At 60.2% G+C, this 25,137-nt stretch carries 29 protein-coding genes; 27 read left to right on the forward strand and 2 right to left on the reverse strand.

Annotated features, from left to right (window positions below; all coding sequences use genetic code 11):
- Positions 1–154: 154 nt before the first annotated feature.
- From fliL to ACA068_RS09030, 22 genes are all read left to right on the forward strand, one after another.
- A complete protein-coding gene (fliL, locus tag ACA068_RS08925) occupies positions 155–652 on the forward strand; it encodes a flagellar basal body-associated protein FliL (protein ID WP_497309205.1) in 498 nt (165 codons plus the stop codon).
- 9 nt (positions 653–661) lie between these two features.
- On the forward strand, positions 662–1,630 hold the full coding sequence (gene fliM, locus ACA068_RS08930; protein WP_497309207.1) for a flagellar motor switch protein FliM: 969 nt from the start codon (positions 662–664) through the stop codon (positions 1,628–1,630).
- 65 nt (positions 1,631–1,695) lie between these two features.
- Entirely contained in the window at positions 1,696–2,154 is a 459-nt protein-coding gene (gene fliN / locus ACA068_RS08935) for a flagellar motor switch protein FliN (protein WP_497309209.1), read from the forward strand.
- On the forward strand, positions 2,155–2,601 hold the full coding sequence (gene fliO / locus ACA068_RS08940; protein WP_497309210.1) for a flagellar biosynthetic protein FliO: 447 nt from the start codon (positions 2,155–2,157) through the stop codon (positions 2,599–2,601).
- Positions 2,601–3,359 carry a flagellar type III secretion system pore protein FliP gene (fliP, locus tag ACA068_RS08945; protein WP_010456947.1) on the forward strand — a complete coding sequence of 253 codons (759 nt, stop codon included), beginning with the start codon at positions 2,601–2,603 and terminating at the stop codon, positions 3,357–3,359. The genes fliO and fliP overlap by 1 nt, the downstream gene beginning before the upstream one ends.
- Entirely contained in the window at positions 3,356–3,625 is a 270-nt protein-coding gene (fliQ, locus tag ACA068_RS08950) for a flagellar biosynthesis protein FliQ (protein ID WP_219095676.1), read from the forward strand. Before fliP ends, fliQ begins: the two co-directional genes overlap by 4 nt.
- A gap of 3 nt (positions 3,626–3,628) precedes the next feature.
- Positions 3,629–4,414, forward strand: coding sequence for a flagellar biosynthetic protein FliR (fliR, locus tag ACA068_RS08955; protein WP_497309212.1), 786 nt, complete (start codon positions 3,629–3,631; stop codon positions 4,412–4,414).
- Between the two features lie 3 nt (positions 4,415–4,417).
- The gene (gene flhB / locus ACA068_RS08960; RefSeq protein ID WP_497309214.1) at positions 4,418–5,557 is read left to right on the forward strand and encodes a flagellar biosynthesis protein FlhB; all 1,140 of its coding nucleotides are present in this window, start codon (positions 4,418–4,420) and stop codon (positions 5,555–5,557) included.
- Positions 5,558–5,811: 254 nt separating this feature from the next.
- The gene (gene flhA / locus ACA068_RS08965) at positions 5,812–7,941 is read left to right on the forward strand and encodes a flagellar biosynthesis protein FlhA (protein ID WP_497309215.1); all 2,130 of its coding nucleotides are present in this window, start codon (positions 5,812–5,814) and stop codon (positions 7,939–7,941) included.
- 11 nt (positions 7,942–7,952) lie between these two features.
- Positions 7,953–9,287, forward strand: a complete 1,335-nt coding sequence (flhF, locus tag ACA068_RS08970) for a flagellar biosynthesis GTPase FlhF (RefSeq protein ID WP_497309217.1) — start codon at positions 7,953–7,955, stop codon at positions 9,285–9,287.
- Positions 9,288–9,403: 116 nt separating this feature from the next.
- A complete protein-coding gene (fleN, locus tag ACA068_RS08975; RefSeq protein WP_003222917.1) occupies positions 9,404–10,234 on the forward strand; it encodes a flagellar synthesis regulator FleN in 831 nt (276 codons plus the stop codon).
- A complete protein-coding gene (gene fliA / locus ACA068_RS08980) occupies positions 10,231–10,971 on the forward strand; it encodes an RNA polymerase sigma factor FliA (RefSeq protein WP_007894214.1) in 741 nt (246 codons plus the stop codon). The genes fleN and fliA overlap by 4 nt, the downstream gene beginning before the upstream one ends.
- A gap of 167 nt (positions 10,972–11,138) precedes the next feature.
- Positions 11,139–11,510, forward strand: a complete 372-nt coding sequence (locus ACA068_RS08985; RefSeq protein ID WP_003183998.1) for a chemotaxis response regulator CheY — start codon at positions 11,139–11,141, stop codon at positions 11,508–11,510.
- A gap of 22 nt (positions 11,511–11,532) precedes the next feature.
- Positions 11,533–12,321, forward strand: a complete 789-nt coding sequence (locus tag ACA068_RS08990) for a protein phosphatase CheZ (RefSeq protein WP_497309219.1) — start codon at positions 11,533–11,535, stop codon at positions 12,319–12,321.
- A gap of 54 nt (positions 12,322–12,375) precedes the next feature.
- Positions 12,376–14,607, forward strand: coding sequence for a chemotaxis protein CheA (locus ACA068_RS08995; protein ID WP_497309221.1), 2,232 nt, complete (start codon positions 12,376–12,378; stop codon positions 14,605–14,607).
- A 50-nt stretch (positions 14,608–14,657) separates the two neighbouring features.
- Entirely contained in the window at positions 14,658–15,809 is a 1,152-nt protein-coding gene (locus ACA068_RS09000; RefSeq protein WP_497309222.1) for a protein-glutamate methylesterase/protein-glutamine glutaminase, read from the forward strand.
- Positions 15,809–16,549 (forward strand): flagellar motor protein, encoded by a 741-nt coding sequence (locus ACA068_RS09005; protein ID WP_131061601.1) that lies wholly within the window; start codon positions 15,809–15,811, stop codon positions 16,547–16,549. The genes ACA068_RS09000 and ACA068_RS09005 overlap by 1 nt, the downstream gene beginning before the upstream one ends.
- 15 nt (positions 16,550–16,564) lie before the next feature.
- Complete coding sequence (gene motD, locus ACA068_RS09010) at positions 16,565–17,455, forward strand: flagellar motor protein MotD (protein WP_497309224.1); 891 nt, start codon at positions 16,565–16,567, stop codon at positions 17,453–17,455.
- 43 nt (positions 17,456–17,498) lie between these two features.
- Positions 17,499–18,287, forward strand: coding sequence for a ParA family protein (locus ACA068_RS09015; RefSeq protein WP_109628602.1), 789 nt, complete (start codon positions 17,499–17,501; stop codon positions 18,285–18,287).
- Between the two features lies 1 nt (position 18,288).
- A complete protein-coding gene (locus tag ACA068_RS09020; protein ID WP_497309226.1) occupies positions 18,289–19,197 on the forward strand; it encodes a CheW domain-containing protein in 909 nt (302 codons plus the stop codon).
- 89 nt (positions 19,198–19,286) lie between these two features.
- A complete protein-coding gene (locus ACA068_RS09025; RefSeq protein WP_010456928.1) occupies positions 19,287–19,772 on the forward strand; it encodes a chemotaxis protein CheW in 486 nt (161 codons plus the stop codon).
- Positions 19,773–20,165 carry a DUF2802 domain-containing protein gene (locus ACA068_RS09030; protein WP_497309228.1) on the forward strand — a complete coding sequence of 131 codons (393 nt, stop codon included), beginning with the start codon at positions 19,773–19,775 and terminating at the stop codon, positions 20,163–20,165.
- A 116-nt stretch (positions 20,166–20,281) separates the two neighbouring features.
- Here the strand turns inward: ACA068_RS09030 and ACA068_RS09035 are convergent, their stop codons facing one another.
- Positions 20,282–20,611 (reverse strand): EscU/YscU/HrcU family type III secretion system export apparatus switch protein, encoded by a 330-nt coding sequence (locus tag ACA068_RS09035; RefSeq protein ID WP_497309230.1) that lies wholly within the window; start codon positions 20,609–20,611, stop codon positions 20,282–20,284.
- Positions 20,608–22,182, reverse strand: a complete 1,575-nt coding sequence (gene fliK, locus ACA068_RS09040) for a flagellar hook-length control protein FliK (protein ID WP_497309231.1) — start codon at positions 22,180–22,182, stop codon at positions 20,608–20,610. The genes ACA068_RS09035 and fliK overlap by 4 nt, the downstream gene beginning before the upstream one ends.
- A gap of 197 nt (positions 22,183–22,379) precedes the next feature.
- On the opposite strand from fliK, the gene ccmA reads away from it, so the two are divergent.
- The 5 genes from ccmA to ccmE all read left to right on the forward strand — a co-directional run bounded on the left by ccmA (position 22,380) and on the right by ccmE (position 25,136).
- The gene (gene ccmA / locus ACA068_RS09045) at positions 22,380–23,015 is read left to right on the forward strand and encodes a cytochrome c biogenesis heme-transporting ATPase CcmA (protein ID WP_497309233.1); all 636 of its coding nucleotides are present in this window, start codon (positions 22,380–22,382) and stop codon (positions 23,013–23,015) included.
- On the forward strand, positions 23,012–23,680 hold the full coding sequence (gene ccmB, locus ACA068_RS09050) for a heme exporter protein CcmB (protein WP_090188533.1): 669 nt from the start codon (positions 23,012–23,014) through the stop codon (positions 23,678–23,680). The genes ccmA and ccmB overlap by 4 nt, the downstream gene beginning before the upstream one ends.
- Before the next feature lie 75 nt (positions 23,681–23,755).
- The gene (locus ACA068_RS09055) at positions 23,756–24,511 is read left to right on the forward strand and encodes a heme ABC transporter permease (protein ID WP_010456917.1); all 756 of its coding nucleotides are present in this window, start codon (positions 23,756–23,758) and stop codon (positions 24,509–24,511) included.
- Positions 24,508–24,684, forward strand: coding sequence for a heme exporter protein CcmD (ccmD, locus tag ACA068_RS09060; protein ID WP_008145547.1), 177 nt, complete (start codon positions 24,508–24,510; stop codon positions 24,682–24,684). Before ACA068_RS09055 ends, ccmD begins: the two co-directional genes overlap by 4 nt.
- Positions 24,681–25,136: a cytochrome c maturation protein CcmE gene (gene ccmE / locus ACA068_RS09065; RefSeq protein WP_283183583.1), complete on the forward strand. Its 456-nt coding sequence runs from the start codon at positions 24,681–24,683 to the stop codon at positions 25,134–25,136. The genes ccmD and ccmE overlap by 4 nt, the downstream gene beginning before the upstream one ends.
- Position 25,137: the final 1 nt, after the last annotated feature.

Below are 25,137 nucleotides of genomic sequence, written 5' to 3' on the forward strand. Positions count from 1 at the left end.
CTGATAAGCCGCGACGCCTGTTTCGCGGGCAAGCCTCGCTCCTACAATTGATTGCCATTCGCTGTCTCCCATACCCTCCCGACACTTCTGGCATAACACTTGCTCTTGCCTTGCCGTGCGACTGTGAAAACCCGAATAGTGACGGATTATTGGCATGGCGAAGAGCGACGCAGTAGTAAAAGACCCCGCAACCAAAGGCAAGGTCAAGCTGATCATTGTGATCGTGGTTGCCCTGTTGTTGGCGGTCGGCATGTCCGTGGGGGCGACGTGGTTCTTCATGCACAGCGCCCAGAGCAAGCCTGCCGCCGCCGAAACCGCTGTGGTCGGCAAGCAGCCAGCGATTTTCGAGCCCATGGCCCCGGCTTTCGTGGCCAACTACAACGTGAACGGTCGCCAGCGCTACATGCAGGTGAGCATCACCCTGCAAGGGCGCAATCAGGCTGATCTGGAAGCGCTTAAAGTGCACATGCCGGTGATCCGTAACAACCTGGTCATGCTGTTCTCCGGCCAGGACTTCGCCACGCTGGCGACCCCGGTCGGCCAGGAGATGTTGCGTCAGAAGGCCACGGCCAGCGTCCAGGAAGTGGCGCAGAAAGAACTCGGCAAAGTGGTTATCGAACAGCTGCTTTTCACTAATTTCGTACTGCAGTAGGAACACGACATGGCCGTGCAGGACCTGCTGTCCCAGGATGAGATCGATGCGCTGTTGCATGGCGTCGACGATGGTCTGGTACAGACCGATAACGCTGCCGAACCCGGCAGCGTCAAAAGCTACGACCTGACCAGCCAGGATCGCATCGTCCGCGGACGCATGCCGACCCTGGAAATGATCAACGAGCGTTTCGCCCGCTACACCCGCATCAGCATGTTCAACATGCTGCGCCGCTCGGCGGACGTTGCCGTCGGTGGCGTGCAGGTGATGAAGTTCGGCGAATACGTGCACTCGCTGTACGTGCCGACCAGTCTCAACCTGGTCAAGATCAAGCCGTTGCGCGGCACCGCGCTGTTCATCCTCGACGCCAAACTGGTGTTCAAGCTGGTGGACAACTTCTTCGGCGGCGATGGCCGTCACGCCAAGATCGAAGGGCGTGAATTCACTCCCACCGAGCTGCGTGTGGTGCGCATGGTGCTGGAGCAGGCCTTCATCGATTTGAAGGAAGCCTGGCAGGCGATCATGGAAGTGAACTTCGAGTACATCAACTCGGAAGTGAACCCGGCCATGGCTAACATCGTCGGCCCGAGCGAAGCGGTTGTCGTGTCCACCTTCCACATCGAACTCGATGGTGGTGGCGGCGACCTGCACGTGACCATGCCGTACTCGATGATCGAACCGGTGCGCGAAATGCTCGACGCCGGCTTCCAGTCGGATCTGGACGATCAGGACGAGCGTTGGGTCAACGCCCTGCGCCAGGACGTGCTGGACGTCGACGTGCCGATCGGTGCCACAGTTGCCCGTCGCCAGTTGCGCTTGCGCGACATCCTGCACATGCAGCCGGGGGATGTGATCCCGGTCGAGATGCCGGAAGAAATGATCATGCGCGCCAACGGCGTGCCGGCCTTCAAGGTCAAGATGGGCTCGCACAAAGGCAACCTCGCGTTGCAGGTGATCGAGCCGATCGAGCGCCGCTGACCGGCGCTCCAACCCCCTATTAATTGGCTGCTCTTGATTGAGCAGTTGCCCGCCGAGGACAAATGATGAACGACGATATGAACGCCCAGGACGACCAGGCACTGGCTGATGAATGGGCTGCCGCCCTGGAAGAAACCGGTGATGCCGGCCAGGACGACATCGACGCCTTGCTGGCTGCCGACGCCGCCAGCTCGCCGTCCAATCGTCTGCCGATGGAAGAGTTCGGCAGCGTGCCGAAGAACCACGATCAGGTCACCCTGGACGGTCCGAACCTCGACGTGATCCTCGACATCCCGGTGTCGATTTCCATGGAAGTGGGCAGCACCGACATCAACATCCGCAACCTGCTGCAACTCAACCAGGGTTCGGTGATCGAGCTGGACCGTCTGGCCGGTGAGCCGCTGGACGTGCTGGTCAACGGCACCCTGATCGCCCACGGCGAAGTGGTCGTGGTCAACGAGAAGTTCGGCATCCGCCTGACTGACGTGATCAGCCCAAGCGAACGTATCAAGAAGCTGCGCTAAGTGAAAAGGGTTCTGGGGATCGTATCGGCGTTGCCGTTCAGCGTTCTGGCGGCCGAGCCGGTCGCGACGGCGACTGCAGCCGCCGCGCCCGCAGTCAGTAGCGGTGTGGCCGGGCAATTGACGCAGTTGGTGTTCGGCTTGCTGTTGGTGTTGGGGTTGATCTTTTTCCTCGCCTGGCTGTTGCGCCGGGTCCAGCAGGCCGGGCCGGCCGGCAAGGGGCAGGTGATCGAGATTGTCGGTTCCCGTGCCTTGGGTCCCCGCGACCGTTTGATGCTGGTGCAAGTCGGCAACGAGCAGATCCTGCTTGGACTGAGCCCCGGCACGATCACTGCACTGCATGTGCTTAAAGAGCCGATTGAAGTGTCGACCACCACCGAGAAAGCGACTCCGGAGTTTGCCCAGCATCTGTTGAAGATGCTCGGCAAGGATCAGAAGGATAAGAAGTAATGGGTGCGTTACGCATCGTCTTGACGCTGGCCCTGATGCTGGTCGCGCCGCTGGCCTTCGCCGCCGATCCGTTGTCGATCCCGGCGATCACCCTGGGCACCAACGCCAATGGCGCTCAGGAATACTCGGTCAGCCTGCAAATTCTGCTGATCATGACCGCGCTGAGTTTCATCCCGGCGTTCGTCATGCTGATGACCAGTTTCACCCGGATCATCATTGTGTTTTCGATTCTGCGTCAGGCCCTGGGCCTGCAGCAGACGCCGTCGAACCAGATCCTCACCGGCATGGCGCTGTTCCTGACCCTGTTCATCATGGCGCCGGTGTTTGACCGGGTGAACCAGGATGCCTTGCAACCGTATCTGGCGGAGAAACTCACCGCCCAGGATGCCGTGGCCAAGGCCCAGGTGCCGATCAAGGACTTCATGCTGGCGCAGACGCGCAGCAGCGATCTCGAGTTGTTCATGCGTCTGTCCAAGCGCACCGACATCGCTTCGCCGGATCAGGCACCGCTGACCATTCTGGTGCCGGCCTTCGTGACCTCCGAGCTTAAAACCGCGTTCCAGATCGGCTTCATGATCTTCATTCCGTTTCTGATCATCGACCTGGTCGTGGCCAGTGTGCTGATGGCCATGGGTATGATGATGCTCTCGCCGCTGATCATTTCGCTGCCGTTCAAGATCATGCTGTTCGTGCTGGTGGATGGCTGGGCGTTGATCATTGGCACCCTGGCGAGCAGCTTCGGCGGTGTGTCGCCATGACGCCGGAAGTGGCGGTAGACATCTTCCGCGAAGCGCTATGGCTGACCACCATGATGGTTGCTGTGCTGGTGATTCCGAGTCTGCTGGTGGGCCTGCTGGTGGCGATGTTCCAGGCCGCCACGCAGATCAACGAACAGACCCTGAGCTTCCTGCCGCGCTTGCTGGTCATGCTGGTGACGCTGATCGTCGCCGGCCCGTGGATGGTGCAGACGTTCATGGAATACATCCTGCAGCTGTACGGCAGTATTCCTCAGGTCATCGGCTAAACCATGCCGTCGCTGCTGCAGCTGACCGATACCCAGATCAGTACCTGGGTGGCGACGTTCATGTTGCCGCTGTTTCGCATCGGCGCCTTGCTGATGGTCATGCCGGTCTTTGGCACGTCCCTGGTGCCCACGCGCGTGCGCCTGTACTTCGCCTTGGCGATCACGGTGGTGATTGCGCCGGGCCTGCCGCCGATGCCGCCGATCAATGCGCTGGATCTGAGTGCCCTGCTGCTGATCGCCGAGCAGATCCTCATCGGCGCGTTGCTGGGTTTCTCCTTGCAACTGTTCTTCCAGGCGTTCGTGGTGGCGGGGCAGATCGTCTCTATTCAGATGGGCATGGGCTTCGCGTCGATGGTCGACCCCACCAACGGCGTCTCGGTGGCGGTAATCGGGCAGTTCTTCACCATGCTGGTGACGCTGTTGTTCCTGTCCATGAATGGCCATCTGGTGGTCTTCGAAGTCCTGACCGAAAGCTTCACCACGATGCCGGTGGGCAGCGGCTTGATGGTCAATCATTTCTGGGAACTGGCCGGCAAGCTGGGCTGGGTTCTGGGTGCTGCACTGTTGCTGGTACTGCCGGCGATCACCGCGTTGCTGGTGGTCAACATCGCCTTTGGCGTGATGACCCGGGCCGCGCCGCAACTGAACATCTTTTCCATCGGTTTCCCGCTGACCCTGGTGCTCGGGCTGTTCATCGTCTGGGTCGGGCTGGCGGACATCATCAATCAGTATCAACCGCTGGCCACCGAGGCCTTGCAGTTGTTACGCGAACTGGCACGGGCGCGCTGAGTCATGGCTGAGAGCGAAAGCGGTCAGGACAAAACAGAAGACCCCACGGAGAAGCGTAAAAAGGACGCCCGGGACAAGGGCGAGATTGCGCGCTCCAAGGAGCTCAATACCCTGGCGGTCATGCTCGCCGGCGCTGGCGGGCTGCTGATTTTCGGTGGAGCCCTGGCGCAGGACATGATGGAACTGATGCGCATGAACTTCACGCTGTCGCGGGAAGTGATTCTGGATCAGCGCAACATGGGCACCTTCCTGCTGAACTCGGGGCTGATCGCCCTGCTGTCGATTCAACCGGTAATGATCACTTTGTTACTGGCTGCGCTGATCGGCCCGATTTCCCTCGGTGGCTGGTTGTTTGCCGCGGGCTCGATGGCGCCGAAATTCAGTCGCATGAACCCCGGCGCGGGGCTCAAGCGGATGTTCTCGGCCAAGGCGCTGGTCGAGCTGCTCAAGGCCCTGGCGAAGTTTTTCATCGTGCTGTTCGTGGCGCTGGCGGTGTTGTCTTCCGACATCGACGACCTGATGCGCATTGCCCATGAACCGTTGGACATGGCGATCATTCACAGCCTGCAAGTGGTGGGCTGGAGCACCTTGTGGATGGCCTGCGGATTGATCATCATCGCCGCCGTTGACGTGCCGGTGCAGCTGTGGGAAAGCCACAAAAAACTGCTGATGACCAAGCAGGAAGTGCGCGACGAGCACAAGGATCAGGAGGGGCGGCCGGAGGTCAAACAGCGCATTCGCCAGTTGCAGCGCGAGATGTCTCAGCGCCGGATGATGGCGGCCATCCCCGAGGCCGACGTGGTCATTACCAACCCGACGCACTACGCCGTCGCCCTCAAGTACGATCCCGACAAGGGCAGTGCGCCAGTGCTGCTGGCCAAGGGCAGTGACTTCCTGGCCTTGAAAATTCGTGAAATCGCCGTGGCCAATAATGTGCTGCTGCTCGAATCGCCGGCCCTGGCGCGTTCGATCTATTACTCCACCGAGCTGGAGCAGGAAATTCCTGGTGGGTTGTATCTGGCGGTTGCTCAGGTACTGGCCTACGTCTACCAGATCCGCCAGTACCGGGCGGGCAAGGGCAAGCGTCCGGATCCGCTGAAGGATGATTTGCCGATCCCGCCGGATTTGCGGCGTGATTCCTGAGTTTTGTGCGGGTAGTGCCGGCCTCTTCGCTGGCAAGCCTCGCTCCTACCGTTTTTGAGTCGGTCGCGGCATATGTGAACGACACGGGATTGTAGGAGCGAGGCTTGCCCGCGAAGAGGTCGGCACAGACGACGCAAATCCTCAAAACAACCCTCTATGTCCCACCTCTGCAAAAGTTGGAAGGCTTCTTGCAATAGCCGCTCTGCGCCTGCTTCAGGCGTCAAAAGTTTGCTTTAAAGAAACGGGGAAAACCGGTGGATCGCTCTCAGTTACTCAACACTGCCCGCACAAACGTTGCCGACTTAAGTCGGGGCAACCTGGGTGTGCCGTTGTTGCTGCTGGTCATGCTGGCAATGATGATGTTGCCGATCCCGCCGTTCCTGCTGGACGTGTTTTTCACGTTCAACATCGCGTTGTCGATCGTCGTCTTGCTGGTTTGCGTCTACGCCTTGCGGCCGCTGGATTTCGCAGTGTTTCCGACCATTCTGCTGGTGGCGACGCTGTTGCGACTGGCGCTGAACGTGGCCTCCACCCGGGTGGTGATGCTCCACGGACAGGACGGTCACGCTTCCGCCGGTAAGGTGATCCAGGCCTTCGGTGAGGTGGTGATCGGCGGTAACTACGTAGTTGGTATCGTGGTCTTCGCGATTTTAATGATCATCAACTTCGTCGTGGTGACCAAGGGTGCCGGGCGGATTTCCGAGGTGAGCGCACGTTTCACCCTCGATGCGATGCCCGGCAAACAAATGGCGATCGACGCCGACTTGAACGCCGGCCTGATCGACCAGAATCAGGCCAAACTGCGCCGCATGGAAGTCGCCCAGGAAGCCGAGTTCTACGGTTCCATGGACGGTGCCAGCAAATTCGTGCGCGGTGACGCCATCGCCGGCCTGCTGATTCTGTTCATCAACCTGATCGGCGGCATGGCAGTCGGCATCTTCCAGCACGGCATGACCTTTGGTGATGCCGGCCGGGTTTACGCCTTGTTGACCATCGGTGACGGTTTGGTGGCGCAATTGCCATCACTGCTGTTATCGACAGCGGCGGCGATCATGGTGACCCGTGCTTCCGGTTCGGAAGACATGGGCAAGCAGATCAATCGCCAGATGTTCGCCTCGCCGAAAGCGTTGGCCGTGGCGGCGGGTTTGATGTCGGTGATGGGCCTGGTGCCCGGCATGCCGCACTTCTCCTTTCTCAGCATGGCGGCCTTGGCTGCTGGCGGCGCATACCTGTTCTGGAAGAAGCAGAACGTGGTCAAGGTACAGGCCCTGCAAGAGGTCAAGCGTCAACAGGAGCTGCTGCCATCGCCAGCCCGCGCAATGGAAACCAAGGAGCTGGGCTGGGACGACGTGACACCGATCGACATGATTGGCCTGGAAGTCGGCTATCGCCTGATTCCGCTGGTGGATCGCAACCAGGGTGGTCAGTTGTTGGCGCGGATCAAGGGTGTGCGCAAGAAGCTGTCCCAGGACCTGGGCTTCCTGATGCCGACTGTGCACATTCGTGACAACCTCGACCTGGCGCCGAGTGCTTACCGCCTGACCCTGATGGGCGTGATCCTGGCAGAAGCCGAGATATACCCGGATCGCGAACTGGCGATCAACCCGGGGCAGGTCTACGGCACGCTCAATGGCATAACCGCCAAAGATCCGGCTTTTGGCCTGGAAGCGGTCTGGATCGAAATCAGCCAGCGTGCCCAGGCACAATCGCTGGGTTACACCGTGGTCGACGCCAGTACGGTCGTGGCGACGCACTTGAACCAGATTCTGTACAAGCACTCCAGCGAACTGATCGGTCACGAAGAAGTCCAGCAACTCATGCAATTGCTGGCCAAAAGCTCGCCGAAGCTGGCCGAGGAGCTGGTGCCGGGCGTGGTCTCGCTGTCGCAGCTGCTCAAAGTGCTTCAAGCGTTGCTGGCCGAACAGGTGCCGGTGCGGGACATTCGCAGCATTGCCGAGGCCATCGCCAACAATGCTGCCAAGAGTCAAGATACTGCCGCTTTGGTGGCCGCGGTGCGCGTCGGCGTATCCCGCGCAATCGTCCAAAGCATTGTAGGGACTGACTCCGAGCTACCAGTTATCACTCTGGAGCCAAGGTTGGAACAAATATTGCTCAATAGTCTTCAGAAGGCAGGACAAGGCTCGGAAGAGGGCGTTCTGCTGGAGCCAAGCATGGCTGAGAAATTGCAACGCTCGTTGATCGATGCGGCGCAGCGTCAGGAAATGCAAGGTCAACCGGTGATTTTGCTGGTGGCCGGTCCGGTTCGCGCGATGCTTTCGCGATTCGGCCGACTGGCAGTCCCGGGTTTGCATGTGTTGGCTTACCAGGAAATTCCTGACAACAAGCAAGTGACCATCGTTGCGACAGTAGGGCCCAACGGCTGAGGTAGTGGTTTATGCAAGTTAAGCGTTTTTTCGCCGCCGATATGCGTCAGGCCATGAAACTGGTTCGTGATGAGCTGGGCGCTGATGCCGCCATTATTGGCAATCGCCGGATCGCCGGTGGTGTCGAGCTGACGGCTGCCCTGGATTACAAATTGTCGGCGCTGGCCCCGCGTGTTCCGAACATGGAACTCGAGGATGAGCTGCGCAAGACCCAGTCGCGGATCGTCACCGCCCAGGCCGAATTGAGCCTGCGTGGCGAAGGCGAAACCGAAGGCGACAAGACCACCAATCGCCAGTTGTTCGCCGGCCTGCCGTTGACCGCCGCCGAGCCGCTGATCGAGCCGACGTATGCCGAACCTCGTCGCTCGGCGCCAGCCCCGGCACCTGCCGCTGGGGGCGTCGATCCACGGGCGTTCGATTCGATGCGTTTCGAACTCAACAGCCTGCGCGAACTGATGGAAGTACAACTCGGCTCCCTGGCCTGGAATCAGCTGCAAGGCAGCCGTCCGGCCCAGGCCAATCTTTGGCGTCGCCTGCAACGCATCGGCCTGTCCGGCCCGTTGTCTCGCGACTTGCTGGCGATGATTGCCGACATTGACGAGCCCCGTCAGGCCTGGCGCATGTTGCTGGCACACCTGGCGCGGATGATTGCCACTCCGGAAGTCGAGCCACTGGAAGAGGGCGGCGTGATTGCCATGGTCGGCCCTGCCGGCATGGGCAAGACCACCACCCTGGCCAAGCTCGCGGCCCGCTACGTGCTCAAATACGGCGCGCAAAACATCGCGCTGGTGAGCATGGACAGCTACCGTATCGGTGCTCAGGAACAATTGAAGACGCTGGGCCGGATTCTCAACGTGTCGGTAACCCATGTCGATCCGGGCCAATCGCTGGTGCAGGCGCTGGATCCGTTGTTGCGCAAACGCGTGGTGCTGATCGATACCGCCGGGCTTCAGGCCAGCGATCCAGCCCTGCGTATGCAGCTCGAAAGCCTGGCCGGACGTGGCATCAAGTCAAAAAATTATTTGGTTTTGGCAACCACCAGCCAGAAACAGGTTCTAACGGCCGCTTATCACAGTTACAAGCGCTGCGGGCTCGCTGGCTGCATCCTGACTAAACTGGATGAAACGGCAAGTCTGGGCGAGGTGTTGAGCCTGGCGATCAGTCATGAATTGCCGGTGGCTTACCTGACCGATGGCCCGCGTATTCCGGATGATTTGCATCTGCCGCGTCGTCATCAGTTGGTCAGTCGCGCCGTAAGCGTGCAAATGCAAGAAGAACCCAGCGAAGAAGCCATGGCTGACATGTTCGCTGATATTTACCACAGCCCGACCAAGCAGGTTGGCTGAGGTACTAATGAACAGTTTTTGTACCTACATCGATGGTCTGCCATGCATTGTTCATTTTATGAGCGCGCAGCCAGTAATGTGGCCTCCGTCTATGCAAGACAAGGTAAAGAAATAACATGGGCAGCATGCATCCCGTACAGGTGATCGCGGTGACCGGCGGCAAAGGTGGCGTCGGGAAGACTAACGTGTCAGTGAACTTGTCCCTGGCTCTAGCTGAACTCGGCCGGCGCGTCATGCTGCTGGACGCCGATCTGGGGCTGGCGAACGTCGACGTCCTGTTGGGGCTGACACCCAAACGTACCCTGGCCGACGTGATCGAAGGCCGCTGTGAGCTGCGCGACGTTCTGTTGCAGGGCCCTGGCGGTATTCGCATCGTTCCGGCCGCGTCCGGCACGCAGAGCATGGTTCATCTGAGCCCGGCCCAGCACGCCGGCCTGATCCAGGCCTTCAGCGATATCGGCGACAACCTCGACGTATTGGTGATCGACACCGCTGCGGGTATTGGTGACTCGGTAGTCAGTTTCGTTCGCGCAGCACAAGAAGTCTTGCTGGTGGTGTGCGACGAGCCGACCTCGATCACCGATGCCTACGCGCTGATCAAACTGCTGAACCGCGATTACGGCATGAACCGCTTCCGCGTCCTGGCCAACATGGCTCAGAGCCCGCAGGAAGGTCGCAACCTGTTCGCCAAGTTGACCAAGGTCACAGATCGCTTCCTCGACGTCGCCCTACAATACGTCGGCGCAGTGCCATACGACGAAAGCGTGCGCAAGGCCGTGCAGAAGCAGCGCGCCGTCTACGAAGCCTTCCCTCGTTCCAAGTGCGCCCTGGCGTTCAAGGCGATCGCGCAGAAGGTCGACACCTGGCCGCTGCCTGCCAACCCGCGTGGGCACCTGGAGTTTTTCGTCGAGCGCCTCGTGCAACAGACCGCAGGACCCGTCCTATGACAGCCAGTGGCTACAACCTCTACAAGAAGTCGGCACGTGACGCGCAGTACGAGCTGATCGAGCGTTACGCGCCACTGGTCAAACGCATTGCTTACCACTTGCTGGCCCGTCTGCCGGCCAGTGTTCAGGTTGAAGACCTGATCCAGGCCGGGATGATCGGCCTGCTTGAAGTGTCGACCAAATATGACGCCAGCAAAGGCGCGAGTTTCGAGACCTACGCGGGCATTCGAATCCGCGGCGCGATGCTCGATGAAGTACGCAAGGGGGACTGGGCGCCACGTTCGGTTCACCGCAATACCCGCATGGTCAGCGACGCAATTCGCTCGATTGAAGCTAAAACCGGTCGTGACGCTAAAGATCATGAGGTTGCGGCCGAACTCCAATTGAGTCTCGACGATTATTACGGGATTTTGAACGACACCCTGGGCAGCCGGTTATTCAGTTTCGACGATCTGTTGCAGGACGGCGAACACGAAGGGCTGCACGAGGATGGCGCGAGTGCACATCTTGAGCCGTCACGCGATCTGGAAGATGAACGCTTCCAGGCCGCGCTGGCGGACGCGATTGCCAATTTGCCGGAGCGTGAGCGACTGGTGTTGGCGCTGTACTACGACGAAGAGCTGAACCTCAAGGAAATCGGTGAGGTCCTGGGGGTCAGCGAATCGCGGGTCAGCCAGTTACATAGCCAGTGCGCGGCCCGTTTGCGGGGGCGTTTGGGGGAGTGGCGAGCGCGCTGAAGGCAGTGTGGGGACACTGCGAACGAGGCCGGTGGAGTGTTGAACTGCACCGGTCGCGATCTGTTGTGCTCCAGACAGTCATCGAGTGGATTGCCGGATTGATTGAAATGGCGCGTCCAGGTGCTGGGCGCGTTTAAGACTGCTTGGAGGTCGAATTGGACAAGAACATGAAAATCCTCATCGTTGATGACTTCTCAACGATGCGGCGGATCATAAAAAACCTGTTGCGTGACCTTGGGTTCACCAACACGGTCGAGGCCGACGATGGCACTACTGCCATTCCGGTTCTCAACAGCGGGAGCATCGACTTTCTGGTAACGGACTGGAACATGCCTGGCATGACCGGTATCGATCTGCTGCGTCACGTGCGCGCCGATGAAAAGCTCAAGCACCTGCCGGTGCTGATGGTGACTGCCGAAGCCAAGCGCGAGCAGATTATCGAAGCGGCCCAGGCCGGTGTTAACGGCTATGTGGTCAAACCCTTCACGGCCCAGGCGTTGAAAGAAAAAATCGAGAAGATTTTCGAACGCATCGGTTGATCCACTGCGCCACGGGGGAGCTATGGAGCATAAAGAATCTTCACTGGGCGATTTTGAATCGACCCTGAAAAAACACGCGGTCGAACTGGTCGAAAGCCTTGAAAAAGGCAGGTTCGGCGACGCTGTGCAACTTATCCATGAGCTCAATCAGACCCGTGACCGCGGCCTGTATCAGGAAGTGGGCAAGCTCACTCGCGAGCTGCATAGCGCGATCGTCAATTTCCAGATTGACCCAAACATGCCGCAAGCCGAGGAAGTGTCGCAGATCACGGACGCCACCGAGCGTCTGGGGTATGTGGTCAAGCTGACCGAGGCCGCCGCCAACCGCACAATGGACTTGGTGGAAAACGCCACGCCGCTGGTCAACCGCCTGAGCGAAGAAGCCCAGGCGTTGAGCACGGATTGGGGGCGGTTCATGCGTCGCGAAGTCGGGGCTGAAGAGTTCCGCGAACTGGCCCGGCGCGTCGACGGTTTCCTGACGCGCAGCAGCGATGACAATCGCACGGTGTCGAGCAACCTCAACGACATTCTGTTGGCCCAGGATTACCAGGACCTCACCGGTCAGGTGATCAAGCGCGTGACCCAATTGGTCACCGAAGTTGAAAGCAACCTGCTCAAGCTCGTGCTCATGGCCAGTCAGGTAGACCGCTTTGCGGGTATCGAACATGACCGTGATGCGATGCTTGCTGAAAAAGATCCGCAAAAACATCTCTCTCAGGGTGAAGGTCCGCAGATTCATGCCGATAAAAGAGAAGACGTTGTGTCCGGTCAGGACGATGTGGACGATTTGTTATCCAGCCTAGGATTTTAGAGTTTTAGCATTTTAGGTTTTTTAGGTTTTTAGACCTGTAGGAGCACCCCCTTAATGAGCTTCGGCGCCGATGAAGAGATCCTTCAGGATTTCCTGGTTGAGGCCGGCGAGATTCTAGAGCAACTGTCCGAACAGCTGGTCGAGCTTGAAAGCCGACCGGATGATGCGGATTTGCTCAATGCAATTTTTCGCGGTTTTCACACTGTAAAAGGGGGCGCCGGCTTCCTCCAGCTCAACGAGCTGGTGGAGTGCTGTCACATCGCCGAGAACGTGTTCGACATCCTGCGCAAGGGTGAACGTCGCGTCGACTCGGAACTGATGGACGTGGTTCTCGAAGCGCTGGACGCAGTGAACAGCATGTTCACCGAAGTTCGCGAACGCAGCCCGATTACGGCTGCCACGCCTGAATTGCTCGCGGCACTGGCCCGTCTGGCCGAGCCGCAAACAGCTGATGAATCTGCACCGGTGGCTGAAGTGGTCGAAGCACCTGCCGCTGAAGAATCGGGCGACATCACTGATAACGAATTTGAACAACTGCTGGACTCGCTGAACGCCGTCAAGGCTCAAGCCGAAGCGCCGGCGGTTGCTCCAGTGGCGGCTGCCGAGTCCGCGGCCAGCGACGAAATTACCGATGCCGAGTTCGAGTCGTTGCTCGATCAACTGCACGGCAAAGGCCAGTTCGCGGTTGATGCGGTGGCAGCGCCCGCTGCACCGGCGGCACCGAAAGCGGCCGGCGACAGCTCTGATATTACCGACGACGAATTCGAAGCACTGCTCGACCAGTTGCACGGCAAGGGCAACTTTGCGGTGGATGCGCTGGAATCGGCCATTGCCGCCGTACCTGCCTCGGCTGCGCCAACCGCTAAAGCGGCCGGCGGTGATCTGATCTCCGATCACGAGTTCGAATCGCTGCTCGACGAATTGCATGGCAAAGGCAAGTTCACCGAAGTCGGCACAGGTGCTGCGGTGGCTGCTCCAGTCGCCAAGGCTGCTGCGCCCAAACCGGTTGCCAAGGCACCCGAGCCGAAAGCCGAAGCGCCGAAACCGGCGGCTGCCGCTGCACCGGCTCCAGCCCGCGCACCGTCCGCGCCGCCACCGGAAAAACCGGCCAGCGAAGCCGAGACCACCGTGCGGGTTGATACCGCGCGTCTCGACGAAATCATGAACATGGTCGGCGAACTGGTATTGGTGCGTAACCGCTTGGTCCGTCTGGGCCTCAACAGCGGCGACGAAGCCATGTCCAAGGCCGTGTCGAACCTCGACGTGGTCACGGCCGACCTGCAAACCGCGGTCATGAAGACCCGGATGCAACCGATCAAGAAAGTCTTCGGGCGCTTCCCGCGTCTGGTTCGCGACCTGGCTCGCCAGCTCAAGAAAGAGATCAACCTGGAGCTGGTCGGCGAAGAAACCGACCTCGACAAGAACCTCGTCGAGGCCCTGGCCGACCCGCTGGTCCACTTGGTGCGCAACTCGGTCGACCACGGCATTGAAGAGCCGGCCGAGCGCGAAGCGATGGGCAAGCCTCGCAGCGGCAAGGTGATCCTGTCCGCTGAACAGGAAGGCGACCACATCCTGCTGTCCATCTCCGATGACGGCAAGGGCATGGACGCTGATGTTCTGCGCGGTATTGCCGTGAAGAAAGGCTTGATGGACAAGGATGCCGCGGATCGCCTCAGCGAGTCCGACTGCTTCAACCTGATCTTCGCGCCGGGTTTCTCGACCAAGACCGAAATTTCCGATGTCTCCGGACGCGGCGTGGGCATGGACGTGGTGAAAACCAAAATCGCCCAGCTCAACGGCACCATCAATATTTATTCGACCAAGGGCAAGGGCTCGAAGATCGTCATCAAGGTCCCGTTGACCCTGGCGATCATGCCGACGCTGATGGTCATGCTCGGCAACCAGGCGTTCGCGTTCCCGCTGGTGAACGTCAACGAGATCTTCCACCTCGACCTGTCGCGCACCAACGTGGTGGACGGTCAGGAAGTGGTGATCGTGCGGGACAAGGCACTGCCATTGTTCTACCTCAAGCGCTGGCTGGTCAGCTCCGCCGCTCACGAAGAGCAGCGCGAGGGCCATGTGGTGATCCTTTCGGTGGGCACTCAGCGGATCGGCTTCGTCGTCGACCAGCTGGTGGGCCAGGAAGAAGTGGTCATCAAGCCATTGGGCAAAATGCTCCAGGGAACCCCGGGCATGTCGGGCGCCACCATTACCGGTGACGGTCGCATTGCGCTGATTCTCGATGTTCCGAGCATGCTCAAGCGTTACGCCGCACGGCGTATTTGATTCTGGTGGAGCGGGGCGACTAAGCCTCGCTCCGTCCTAACGGAGTGTTTATGGCAGTCAAAGTCCTGGTGGTGGACGATTCGGGGTTTTTCCGCCGCCGCGTCTCGGAAATTCTTTCAGCGGATCCGAATATCCAGGTCGTCGGTACGGCGACCAACGGAAAAGAGGCGATCGATCAGGCGCTGGCCCTCAAGCCAGACGTGATCACCATGGACTACGAGATGCCGATGATGGATGGCATCACGGCGGTGCGGCACATCATGCAACGCTGCCCGACCCCGGTATTGATGTTCTCCTCGCTGACCCATGAAGGCGCCCGGGTCACCCTCGATGCGCTGGACGCCGGTGCGGTGGATTTCCTGCCGAAGAATTTCGAAGACATCTCCCGCAACCCGGAGAAGGTCAAACAACTGCTGTGCGAGAAGATTCTCAGCATTTCGCGCAGTAACCGTCGCGCCAATACCTACAGCGCACCGGCCCCGGTCGCCGCGCCAGCCCCCACGCCTGCGCCTTCGAGCGTCAGCAGTTACGGCAGCAGCACGCCTGTGCGCGCGGCTCCGGCACCGATTCCGGCGCGTAGCTACGCACCGACACCGGCCCCGGCATCGTCCGGCCCGTCGTCGCCCGCGCCAAAACGCAAAGCCTACAAACTGGTGGCCATTGGCACGTCCACGGGCGGTCCGGTTGCCCTGCAACGGGTGTTGACCCAGTTACCGGCCAACTTCCCAGCCCCGATCGTACTGATCCAGCACATGCCGGCCGCCTTCACCAAGGCCTTCGCCGAACGTCTGGACAAGCTCTGCCGCATCAGCGTCAAGGAAGCCGAGGATGGCGACATCCTGCGTCCGGGCCTGGCGCTGCTGGCACCGGGTGGCAAGCAAATGATGATCGACGGCCGTGGGGCGGTGAAAATCCTGCCGGGCGACGAGCGTCTGAACTACAAACCGTGCGTGGACATCACTTTCGGTTCCGCAGCCAAGTCCTACGGCGACAAAGTTCTGGCGGTCGTACTGACCGGCATGGGCGCCGACGGTCGTGAAGGCGCACGTCTGCTCAAGCAGGGCGGCAGCGCGATCTGGGCTCAGGATGAAGCCAGCTGCGTGATCTACGGCATGCCGATGGCTATCGTCAAAGCCGATCTCGCCGACGCGATCTACGGTCTGGACGATATTGGCAGGCACTTGGTCGAGGCGTGTATCTGATGGATGTTTTAAGCCTTATCGGGATCATCATGGCGTTTGTCGCCATCATTGGCGGCAACTACCTTGAAGGCGGTCACCTCGGCGCATTGGCCAACGGCCCGGCTGCGCTGATCGTACTCGGTGGGACCATCGGCGCGGCGTTGCTGCAATCGCCGATGAGCGCCTTCAAGCGTGCCATGCAAATCATTGGCTGGATTCTGTTTCCGCCTCGCGTTGACCTGGCCGGCGGCATCGACCGCGTCGTCAACTGGAGCCTGACCGCGCGCAAGGAAGGTTTGCTCGGTCTGGAAGGGGTGGCCGATGCCGAACCTGACAGCTACTCGCGCAAAGGCCTGCAACTGCTGGTCGACGGCGCCGAGCCGGAAGCGATTCGCAGCATTCTGGAAGTGGATTTCTACACCCAGGAAAGCCGTGACATCGAAGCCGCAAAAGTCTTCGAAAGCATGGGCGGCTACGCGCCGACCATCGGCATCATCGGCGCGGTGATGGGCCTGATCCATGTCATGGGCAACCTGGCCGATCCGACGCAACTGGGCAGCGGCATTGCCGTCGCCTTCGTCGCGACCATCTACGGCGTGGCCAGTGCCAACCTGGTGTTGCTGCCGATTGCCGCCAAGCTCAAGTCCGTCGCGTTACGCCAGTCGCGTTATCGCGAAATGTTGCTGGAAGGGATCCTGTCGATCGCCGAAGGTGAAAACCCTCGCTCTATTGAGTTGAAGCTTCAGGGCTTCATGGATTGATGGGGGATATGGACCATGGCACGTCGCAGGCAACCTGAAGAACATGTAAACCATGAACGCTGGCTCGTTTCCTACGCCGACTTCATCACGTTGCTGTTCGCGTTTTTCGTGGTCATGTACTCGATCTCTTCGATCAACGAAGGCAAGTACAAAGTCATTTCGCAAGCGTTGATTGGGGTCTTCGCCGACGCCGATCGCTCCCTCAAGCCCATTCCGGTTGGCGAAGAGCGGCCAATGACCGTGACCCCGGCCAAGCCGCTGGTCAAGGACAGCGAGCAGGTCGACGCCGGTGTAGCCGGCGCCAGCGATCCGCTGAAAAGCATCGCCGATGACATCAGCGCGGCGTTTGGCGACTTGATCAAGTCCAACCAGATGACCGTGCGCGGCAACGAGCTGTGGGTCGAGATCGAGCTCAACTCCAGCCTGTTGTTCGGCAGCGGCGACGCCATGCCCAGCGACATGGCGTTCAACATCATCGACAAGGTCGCCGGCATTCTGAAACCGTTCGACAACCCGATCCACGTCGAAGGCTTTACCGACGATCAACCGATCCGCACCGCGCAATACCCGACCAACTGGGAGCTGTCCTCGGCCCGTTCGGCGAGCATCGTGCGCATGCTAGCGATGCAGGGCGTGAACCCGGGTCGCCTGGCGTCGGTGGGTTACGGCGAATTCCAGCCGGTGGCCAATAACGCCACCGCCGAGGGCCGTGCACGCAACCGTCGTGTCGTGCTGGTCGTGTCACGCAATCTCGATGTACGTCGCAGCCTCACCGGTACCGGAACCGCCCATACGCAACCGGATGCCGCGTTGAAGCGTGCTGGCACACAAACTGCACCGACCCCGGTCAAGTCGCCGGTACGAGAGAGCGCCGTCAATTCTCCGTCGCCTGCATCAACACGTTGAGCTATTTCTCGGTCGAGCGTATCGACCGGGAGGAACATTTCGAATGAGAGTCTGGGCCGTTGCCAATCAAAAGGGTGGTGTTGGTAAAACCACTTCCTCTATCGCTTTAGCCGGTTTGCTGGCCGAGGCGGGCAAGCGCGTGGTCGTGGTCGATCTCGACCCCCACGGCTCCATGACCAGCTACTTCGGCTACGACCCCGACAGCCTGGAACACAGCAGCTACGACTTGTTCCTGCACAAGGGCAGCGTGCCGCAAGGTTTGCCCGGTCAGTTGCTGCTGCCGACCAGTGACGAACGCATTTCGCTGTTGCCGTCGAGCACCGCTCTGGCCACGCTTGAACGTCAGTCGCCGGGCCAGAGTGGTTTGGGCCTGGTGATTGCCAAGAGCCTGGCGCAGCTGTGGCAGGACTTCGATTACGCCGTGATCGACAGCCCGCCGTTGCTCGGCGTACTGATGGTCAATGCCTTGGCGGCGAGCCAGCAGTTGGTCATTCCGGTGCAGACTGAACACCTGGCCGTCAAAGGCCTGGAACGCATGGTCAACACCCTGGCAATGATCAACCGCTCACGCAAAGTGGCGTTGCCGTTCACCATCATTCCGACTCTGTTCGACCGCCGCACCCAGGCGTCCCTCGGGACCCTTCGCGTGCTGCGCGACAAATACCCGGAAGAGATCTGGCAAGGCTACATCCCGATCGATACGCGCCTGCGGGATGCGAGCCGGGCCGGGCTGACACCTTCGCAATTCGACGGCAAGAGCCGTGGGGTTCTCGCTTATCGCGCCTTGCTCAAGCATTTGCTGGCAGCACAACTTGTCCCGCAGGTGGCCTGAGATGAATCGGCCGGTGAAAATCACCTCGCGTCCGCAACTGGCGCTCCAGTCGTATCTGGACAGCCTGCTGATGGAGGCGACTGAAGAGTTGCCGCTGGAAGTGGAAGCGGTGGCTGAAGTCATTGAGGTTGTCGAAGCGGTAGAGGTTGAGGCTGCGCTGGACGAGTTCCAGGCAGCCGTGCTTGAAGAGCAGGCGCGTGATGCGCAGAAGTCCGTCGTGACCGCTGCACCTGTCGTAGCGCCCGTGGCGGCTCCGGTCGCTGCACCGGTCGCAAAAGCACCGGCGGTACTCGAAGAAGCGCCGGCACCGGTTCTGGCGTCGGTATCGACCCTCGCACCGTTGCTGCAAACCCTGGTGCCGCCGCTGGTCGAAGTCCATCTGCCGCCGAGCAACACGCCGCCACCGGTAGAAACTGACGGTCGCCCGGCGTGGGCCGCCGAGCCGTTCGAATGCCTGCTGTTCGATGTCGCCGGGTTGACCCTGGCGGTGCCGCTGGTGTGCCTGGGCTCGATTTATTCGCTGGCCGGTCACGAGCTGACGCCGCTGTTCGGTCAGCCGGAGTGGTTCCTCGGGATCCTGCCGAGTCAGGCCGGCAACCTGAAAGTCCTGGACACCGCGCGCTGGGTCATGCCCGACCGCTACCGCGATGATTTCCGCCAGGGCCTGCAATACGTCATTTCGGTTCAGGGCTACGAGTGGGGGCTGGCGGTGCATCAGGTCAGTCGCTCATTGCGCCTGGACCCGAACGAAATCAAATGGAGAAGTCATCGAGGTCAGCGGCCATGGCTCGCCGGCACGGTGATTGAGCACATGTGTGCGCTGCTGGACGTTTCTGCCCTGGCCGAGTTGATCGCCAGCGGTGGGGCAAAGCACATGGGCGGCAGCAAGCCGCTACACAAACCGACATAGCTGCCGACATAACAAGTATGCGACGGCATTGTTGAATGCCGCCACACAGAACACACACCGCCAGAAGCGGTTTTTCGAGGGGTCAGGGTATGAGTAGTCAAGCGACGAATGCAAAAGGTTCCGAAGATCCGATCCTGCAATGGGTAACCTTCAAGCTGGACAATGAAACCTACGGCATCAACGTGATGCGCGTTCAGGAAGTCCTGCGTTACACCGAAATCGCCCCGGTCCCGGGTGCCCCGAGCTACGTGCTGGGCATCATCAACCTGCGCGGTAACGTGGTCACCGTCATCGACACCCGTCAGCGCTTCGGCCTGATGAATGCCGAGATCAGCGACAACACCCGTATCGTGATCATCGAAGCCGACAAGCAAGTGGTCGGGATCATGGTCGATAGCGTGGCCGAGGTGGTTTACCTGCGTCAGTCGGAAATCGAGACCGCGCCGAACGTCGGTAACGAAGAGTCCGCCAAGTTCATCCAAGGCGTGTGCAACAAGAACAACGAACTGCTGATCCTGGTCGAACTGGACAAGATGATGAGCGAAGAAGAATGGTCGGACCTGGAGAACATCTGATTGATTCTTGAGGTAGCGGTCATTGTCCTGTTCCTTTTCTGGGCAGGCACGCTGGCAATGTTCCTGGCGTACATCCGCAGCCAGCGCGTGATCGCGGCGCAACAGGCCGAGGGTGATGCGCTGCGCGATCAGCGCATCAAGGACCTGGCCAAGCGCGTCGACGATTATCAGCGCGGCAACGTGCGCATGGGTGAAGACCTGCACGAACTGCGCGCCGTCGTCGGTCCCTTGCCGGACAAACTGGCTCAGCTGGAACAGCGCGATCCGTCGAGCCTGTCGTTTGCACAGGCGGCACGATTGGTCGGGATGGGGGCTACCGTTGATGAACTGACTCAGTCGTGTGGTTTGACCCAGGCTGAAGCGGAGTTGATGCGCAAGCTTCACCGGAACTGAGATAGCCAATCGCGAGCAGGCTCACTCCCACAGTAGATCTTCAGTGAACACACATTCTGTGCACGCCAAAGATCCAATGTAGGAGTGAGCCTGCTCGCGATGGCGTCCTCGAAACCTCAGTAGTCATCCCCGCGTTCGGTAATGTCCTTCTCCAGCACGACCGCCTCTGGATCATGCCCCGCCGGAAACTTGCCCTTCAAACTCCACGCAAACGCAATAATCTCGGCAATCGTGCGGTACAACTCCTCCGGAATGCTGTCCCCCAACTCCATCTTCGCCAGCAGCCTTACCAGCTCCGGGTTCTCATAGATCGGCACTTCGCATTCGCGAGCAATTTTCAAAATCGCTTCCGCCAGTTCTTCGTCACCTTTGGCCGTGAGGGTAGGGGCATGGGTGCCGTCGTATTTGAGGGCGATGGCCTGGCGAGGGGTGTTGGGGTTTCTCATGCGGTTTCGTCAACCCAGCGTTGTTCGAGGCGGGTTTGAGGGCCTTGTGGTGGTGTGCCGAGGTGGCAGTCGAGATCGCCGACGTTCAGCCCGGAATCCAGCAAGCGCTGGCGCAGCGCGGCCAGATTGCTTTCGATCAGGCTGGCGGTGTAAGGGCGTTCGGCCCAGAGCTGGCTGGACAGGCTGCCCTTGATCAACTGCGCCTGAATCTGCAACGGGCCCAGCGGTTCCATGTCGAACGCCAGGTCCACGCGCCACAGGGGCTGTTTCGGCTCGCGTTCGTCTCGGCGTTCGTGGGGTGGTTCTTTCTCGGGTGCTTCTTCGCGCTGGAATTTGACCTGCAGCGGCACGATGTCCTGCAAATTGCGCATCGGGATTTCCAGCTGCCAGGTGCTGAGCAGTCGTCCATCGTCAGTGACGCCGGTTTGCTCAAGACTCGATAATTGATGGCTTTGCAGGCGCGAGACGGCCGCCGCAGCCAGACGCAGCAACTGTTCCAGATCGTCTTCGCCGTCGTGGCTTTGCAGCAGCCGTTCGGGCAGCGGGAAACTGGCGGGCAGCGGCTTTGCGCTGACCTGGCCGAGCATGCCGAGGGCGCTGCGCACGAAACTCGGCATGGACTGGACCAAGGTGTTGGCCGCGATGATCGCGTTGAGATTGGTGTTGGCCGGCAGCCCCGGCGTCAGTTGCGCGATCAGCTTGAGCAGATCGCCTTTCATGTCCGGCGCCAATGTCGGGTTTTGTCCACTCAGCAATTTCGCTTCGAGGAACAGCCCGCTATTGGCCAGCGCCTGGGCGAGGCCTTTTGGCGTACTCAGTTGCTGAACGTCCGGCAAACCGGCCAGCAGTTTTTCCACGGCAACACGTAGGTCGCTGGAGGTCTGGTCCGACGGTGGCAGGTTTTGCAGCACCTTTATCAAGCCATCCAGCGAACCTTGGCGGCTCTGCTGACTGACCAATTGCTGGGTGACCGCCAACTGCTCCTGACGATTGCTCAGCGGCACGAACTTCAAGGTTTGCGTGTCCTGCACCAAGGCGCTCAACAACGTACCGATGCGCAGCGGCGTAGGGCTGTCGATGCTCAGCGTGCTGCCGCTCAACGCGGTGTTGAGCAGGCTCACCATCGAACGAAACACCGTCGGCTGGCCCGGCACCTGCGGCAACACCTGCGAAGTCAGCACTTTACCCTGCAACAACGTCCCGACAGGCAATTGCGCCGTGTCGATGCGGGTGAGGGTGGCGACGCTGGAAGCAATGGCCTGTTGCACCGTGATCGCCAGATTGCTGGCTGACGGCTGGGTGATCGCCAGGCTGGTGCCCTGGGGCAGCGGCTGGGTGCTGGTGGCCTGGACCGTGGTCTGGCGACCGCTGTCGAGGGTGACTTTGAGCAACAGTTGAAAGGTCTGATCCGCTTGCTTGAGCGACAGCACTTCGGCCTTGGCGGTCTGACCGGGTGTGATCAGGCCCTCCATCGGCGTCAGCAGCTTGAGCAGATCGCCACTCACCACCAACGGCCGCGAAGTCGCGGGCGTGGTCTGTGGTAGCGGGAGGATGTTCATTTCGCCTGTCATACGCGGTCACAACCTGAGGAAAATGCACTCTTTAGAGTAGGGCATGGCATGTATAATGCCGCCCGTCTTTCGGGGAGTGGCGAAAACATTGCATTTGTTTGACGCAGCTCTCTAGAACAGGCCGCCAATGCATCTATGCTGCATCTCTTTAGCGGCCGCTCCGCCGCCGACTTGAACCGCAAAAGGCCCGTGATCTCTTGACCAGTCCTGTCCTGCAAACCGTTGCCCTCGCTTGTGAGCGAGACCTTCGGCTGCTTTTCGAAAATCTCGAATTGAGACTGGCCAGTGGCGAAATGGTGCAAATCAGTGGCCCCAACGGCAGTGGCAAAACCAGCCTTTTACGTCTGCTGTCCGGATTGATGCAGCCGACCGCCGGTCAAGTGTTGCTCAACGGCCGGCCGCTGAACGACCAGCGCCTTGAACTGGCGCGCAACCTGCTGTGGATCGGGCATGCCGCCGGGATCAAGGACTTGCTGACGCCGGAAGAAAACCTGATCTGGCTCTGCGCCCTGCATCAACCCGCTTCCCACGAGGCGATCTGGCAAGCGCTGGCCGATGTCGGACTGCGCGGTTTCGAGGATGTTCCCTGCCACACGTTGTCCGCCGGCCAGAAGCGCCGTGTAGCGTTGGCTCGGCTGTATCTGGACAGCCCGCCGCTGTGGATCCTCGACGAGCCGTTCACTGCGCTCGATAAACAAGGCGTGGCGCAACTCGAAGAACACCTTGCCGCCCACTGTGAGCGCGGCGGCATGGTGGTGCTGACCACCCACCACACGCTGAGCCGAATGCCGGCCGGCTATCGCGATATCGATCTGGGGAAGTGGGCCGTATGAGTGTTTTCGGCCTGTTGGTCGCCCGTGAGGCCCGCCTGCTGTTCCGCCGTCCGGCTGAACTGGCCAATCCGTTGGTATTTTTCGCGATCGTCGTTTCCCTGTTCCCGTTGGCGGTCGGTCCCGAGTCTCAATTGTTGCAAACCTTGTCTCCGGGACTGGTCTGGGTCGCGGCCCTTTTATCGGTCCTGCTCTCGCTGGACGGGCTCTTCCGCAGTGATTTCGAAGACGGATCGCTTGAACAGTGGGTCCTTTCGTCGCACCCCCTGCCTCTTCTGGTTTTGGCCAAGGTACTGGCACACTGGGCCTTCTCTGGCCTGGCACTGGTTTTGCTCGCTCCACTGCTGGCGTTGATGCTCGGTTTGCCAACCGCCTGTCTGCCGGTGTTGCTGCTTTCTTTATTGCTGGGTACACCGGTGCTGAGCCTGCTCGGTGCGGTGGGCGCAGCCCTGACGGTGGGATTGAAGCGTGGCGGCCTGTTGCTGGCGCTGCTGATTCTGCCGCTGTACATCCCGGTGTTGATTCTCGGCAGTGGCGCCTTGCAGGCCGCGTTGCAGGGCATGCCGGCGACCGGTTATCTCTTGTGGCTTGGTAGCCTGACCGCCCTGGCGATAACGCTGACACCGTTTGCAATAGCTGCTGGCCTGAAGATCAGCGTCGGCGAATAATGAGGTCTGGTCAAAAATTGATCAGTAAAGACCCTGTGCTCTTCATAGCGAAGAGCAACCGTGATGGAAACAGTAATGAACTGGACCTGGTTTCATAAGCTCGGCTCGCCCAAATGGTTTTACGGCATCAGTGGCAAACTGCTGCCGTGGCTGAGCATCGCCGCAGTGCTGCTGATCGGCGTCGGCGTGGTCTGGGGCCTGGCCTTCGCGCCGCCTGACTACCAGCAAGGCAACAGCTTTCGCATCATCTATATCCACGTTCCGGCCGCCATGCTGGCGCAGTCCGTCTACGTCATGCTGGCGGTGTGCGGCATCGTCGGGCTGGTCTGGAAAATGAAACTGGCCGACGTCGCCCTGCAATGCGCGGCGCCCATCGGTGCCTGGATGACCGCCGTGGCGCTGGTCACCGGCGCGATCTGGGGCAAACCGACCTGGGGCTCGTGGTGGGTCTGGGATGCGCGACTGACGTCCATGCTTATTCTGCTGTTTCTGTACTTCGGTCTTATTGCGCTGGGCAACGCGATCAGTAATCGTGACAGCGCGGCCAAGGCCTGCGCGGTATTGGCGATTGTCGGCGTGATCAACATCCCGATCATCAAATACTCGGTGGAGTGGTGGAACACCCTGCACCAGGGCGCGACCTTCACCCTCACCGAAAAACCGGCAATGCCCGCCGAGATGTGGCTGCCATTGTTGCTGACGGTGCTGGGTTTCTACTGTTTCTTCGGCGCGGTGTTGTTGCTGCGCATGCGCCTTGAAGTGCTCAAGCGCGAAGCCCGGGCCAGTTGGGTGAAAGCTGAAGTGCAGAACAGTCTGGAGGCCGTTCGATGAGTTTTGCTTCATTCGGCGACTTCCTCGCCATGGGCCATCACGCCCTGTATGTCTGGTCAGCCTATGGCATCTGCCTGGCGGTGCTGGCCCTCAACGTGGCGGCGCCGATCCTGGCCCGCAAGCGGTATCTGCAACAAGAGGCGCGTCGTTTGCGCCGGGAGAACGGCAAGTGAATCCGCTGCGCAAAAAGCGTCTTATCATCATTCTCGCGATCCTGGTGGGTGTCGGCGCTGCCGTCGGCCTGGCCCTGAGCGCCCTGCAGCAGAACATCAATCTGTTTTACACCCCGACCCAGATCGCCAACGGCGAAGCCCCGCAAGACACGCGCATTCGCGCCGGCGGCATGGTCGAGAAGGGCTCGCTGCAACGTTCCGGCGATTCGCTGGACGTGAAATTTATCGTCACCGACTTCAGCAAATCCGTGACCATCAGCTACCGCGGCATCCTCCCGGACCTGTTCCGTGAAGGGCAGGGCATCGTGGCCTTGGGCAAACTCAACGCTGACGGCGTGGTGGTTGCCGACGAAGTGCTGGCCAAGCACGATGAAAAGTACATGCCGCCGGAAGTGACCAAGGCTTTGAAAGACAGCGGTCAATCTGCTCCAACGCCCGCGAAGGAGGGTTGAT

It is taken from the genome of Pseudomonas sp. LBUM1660 (assembly GCF_059695935.1).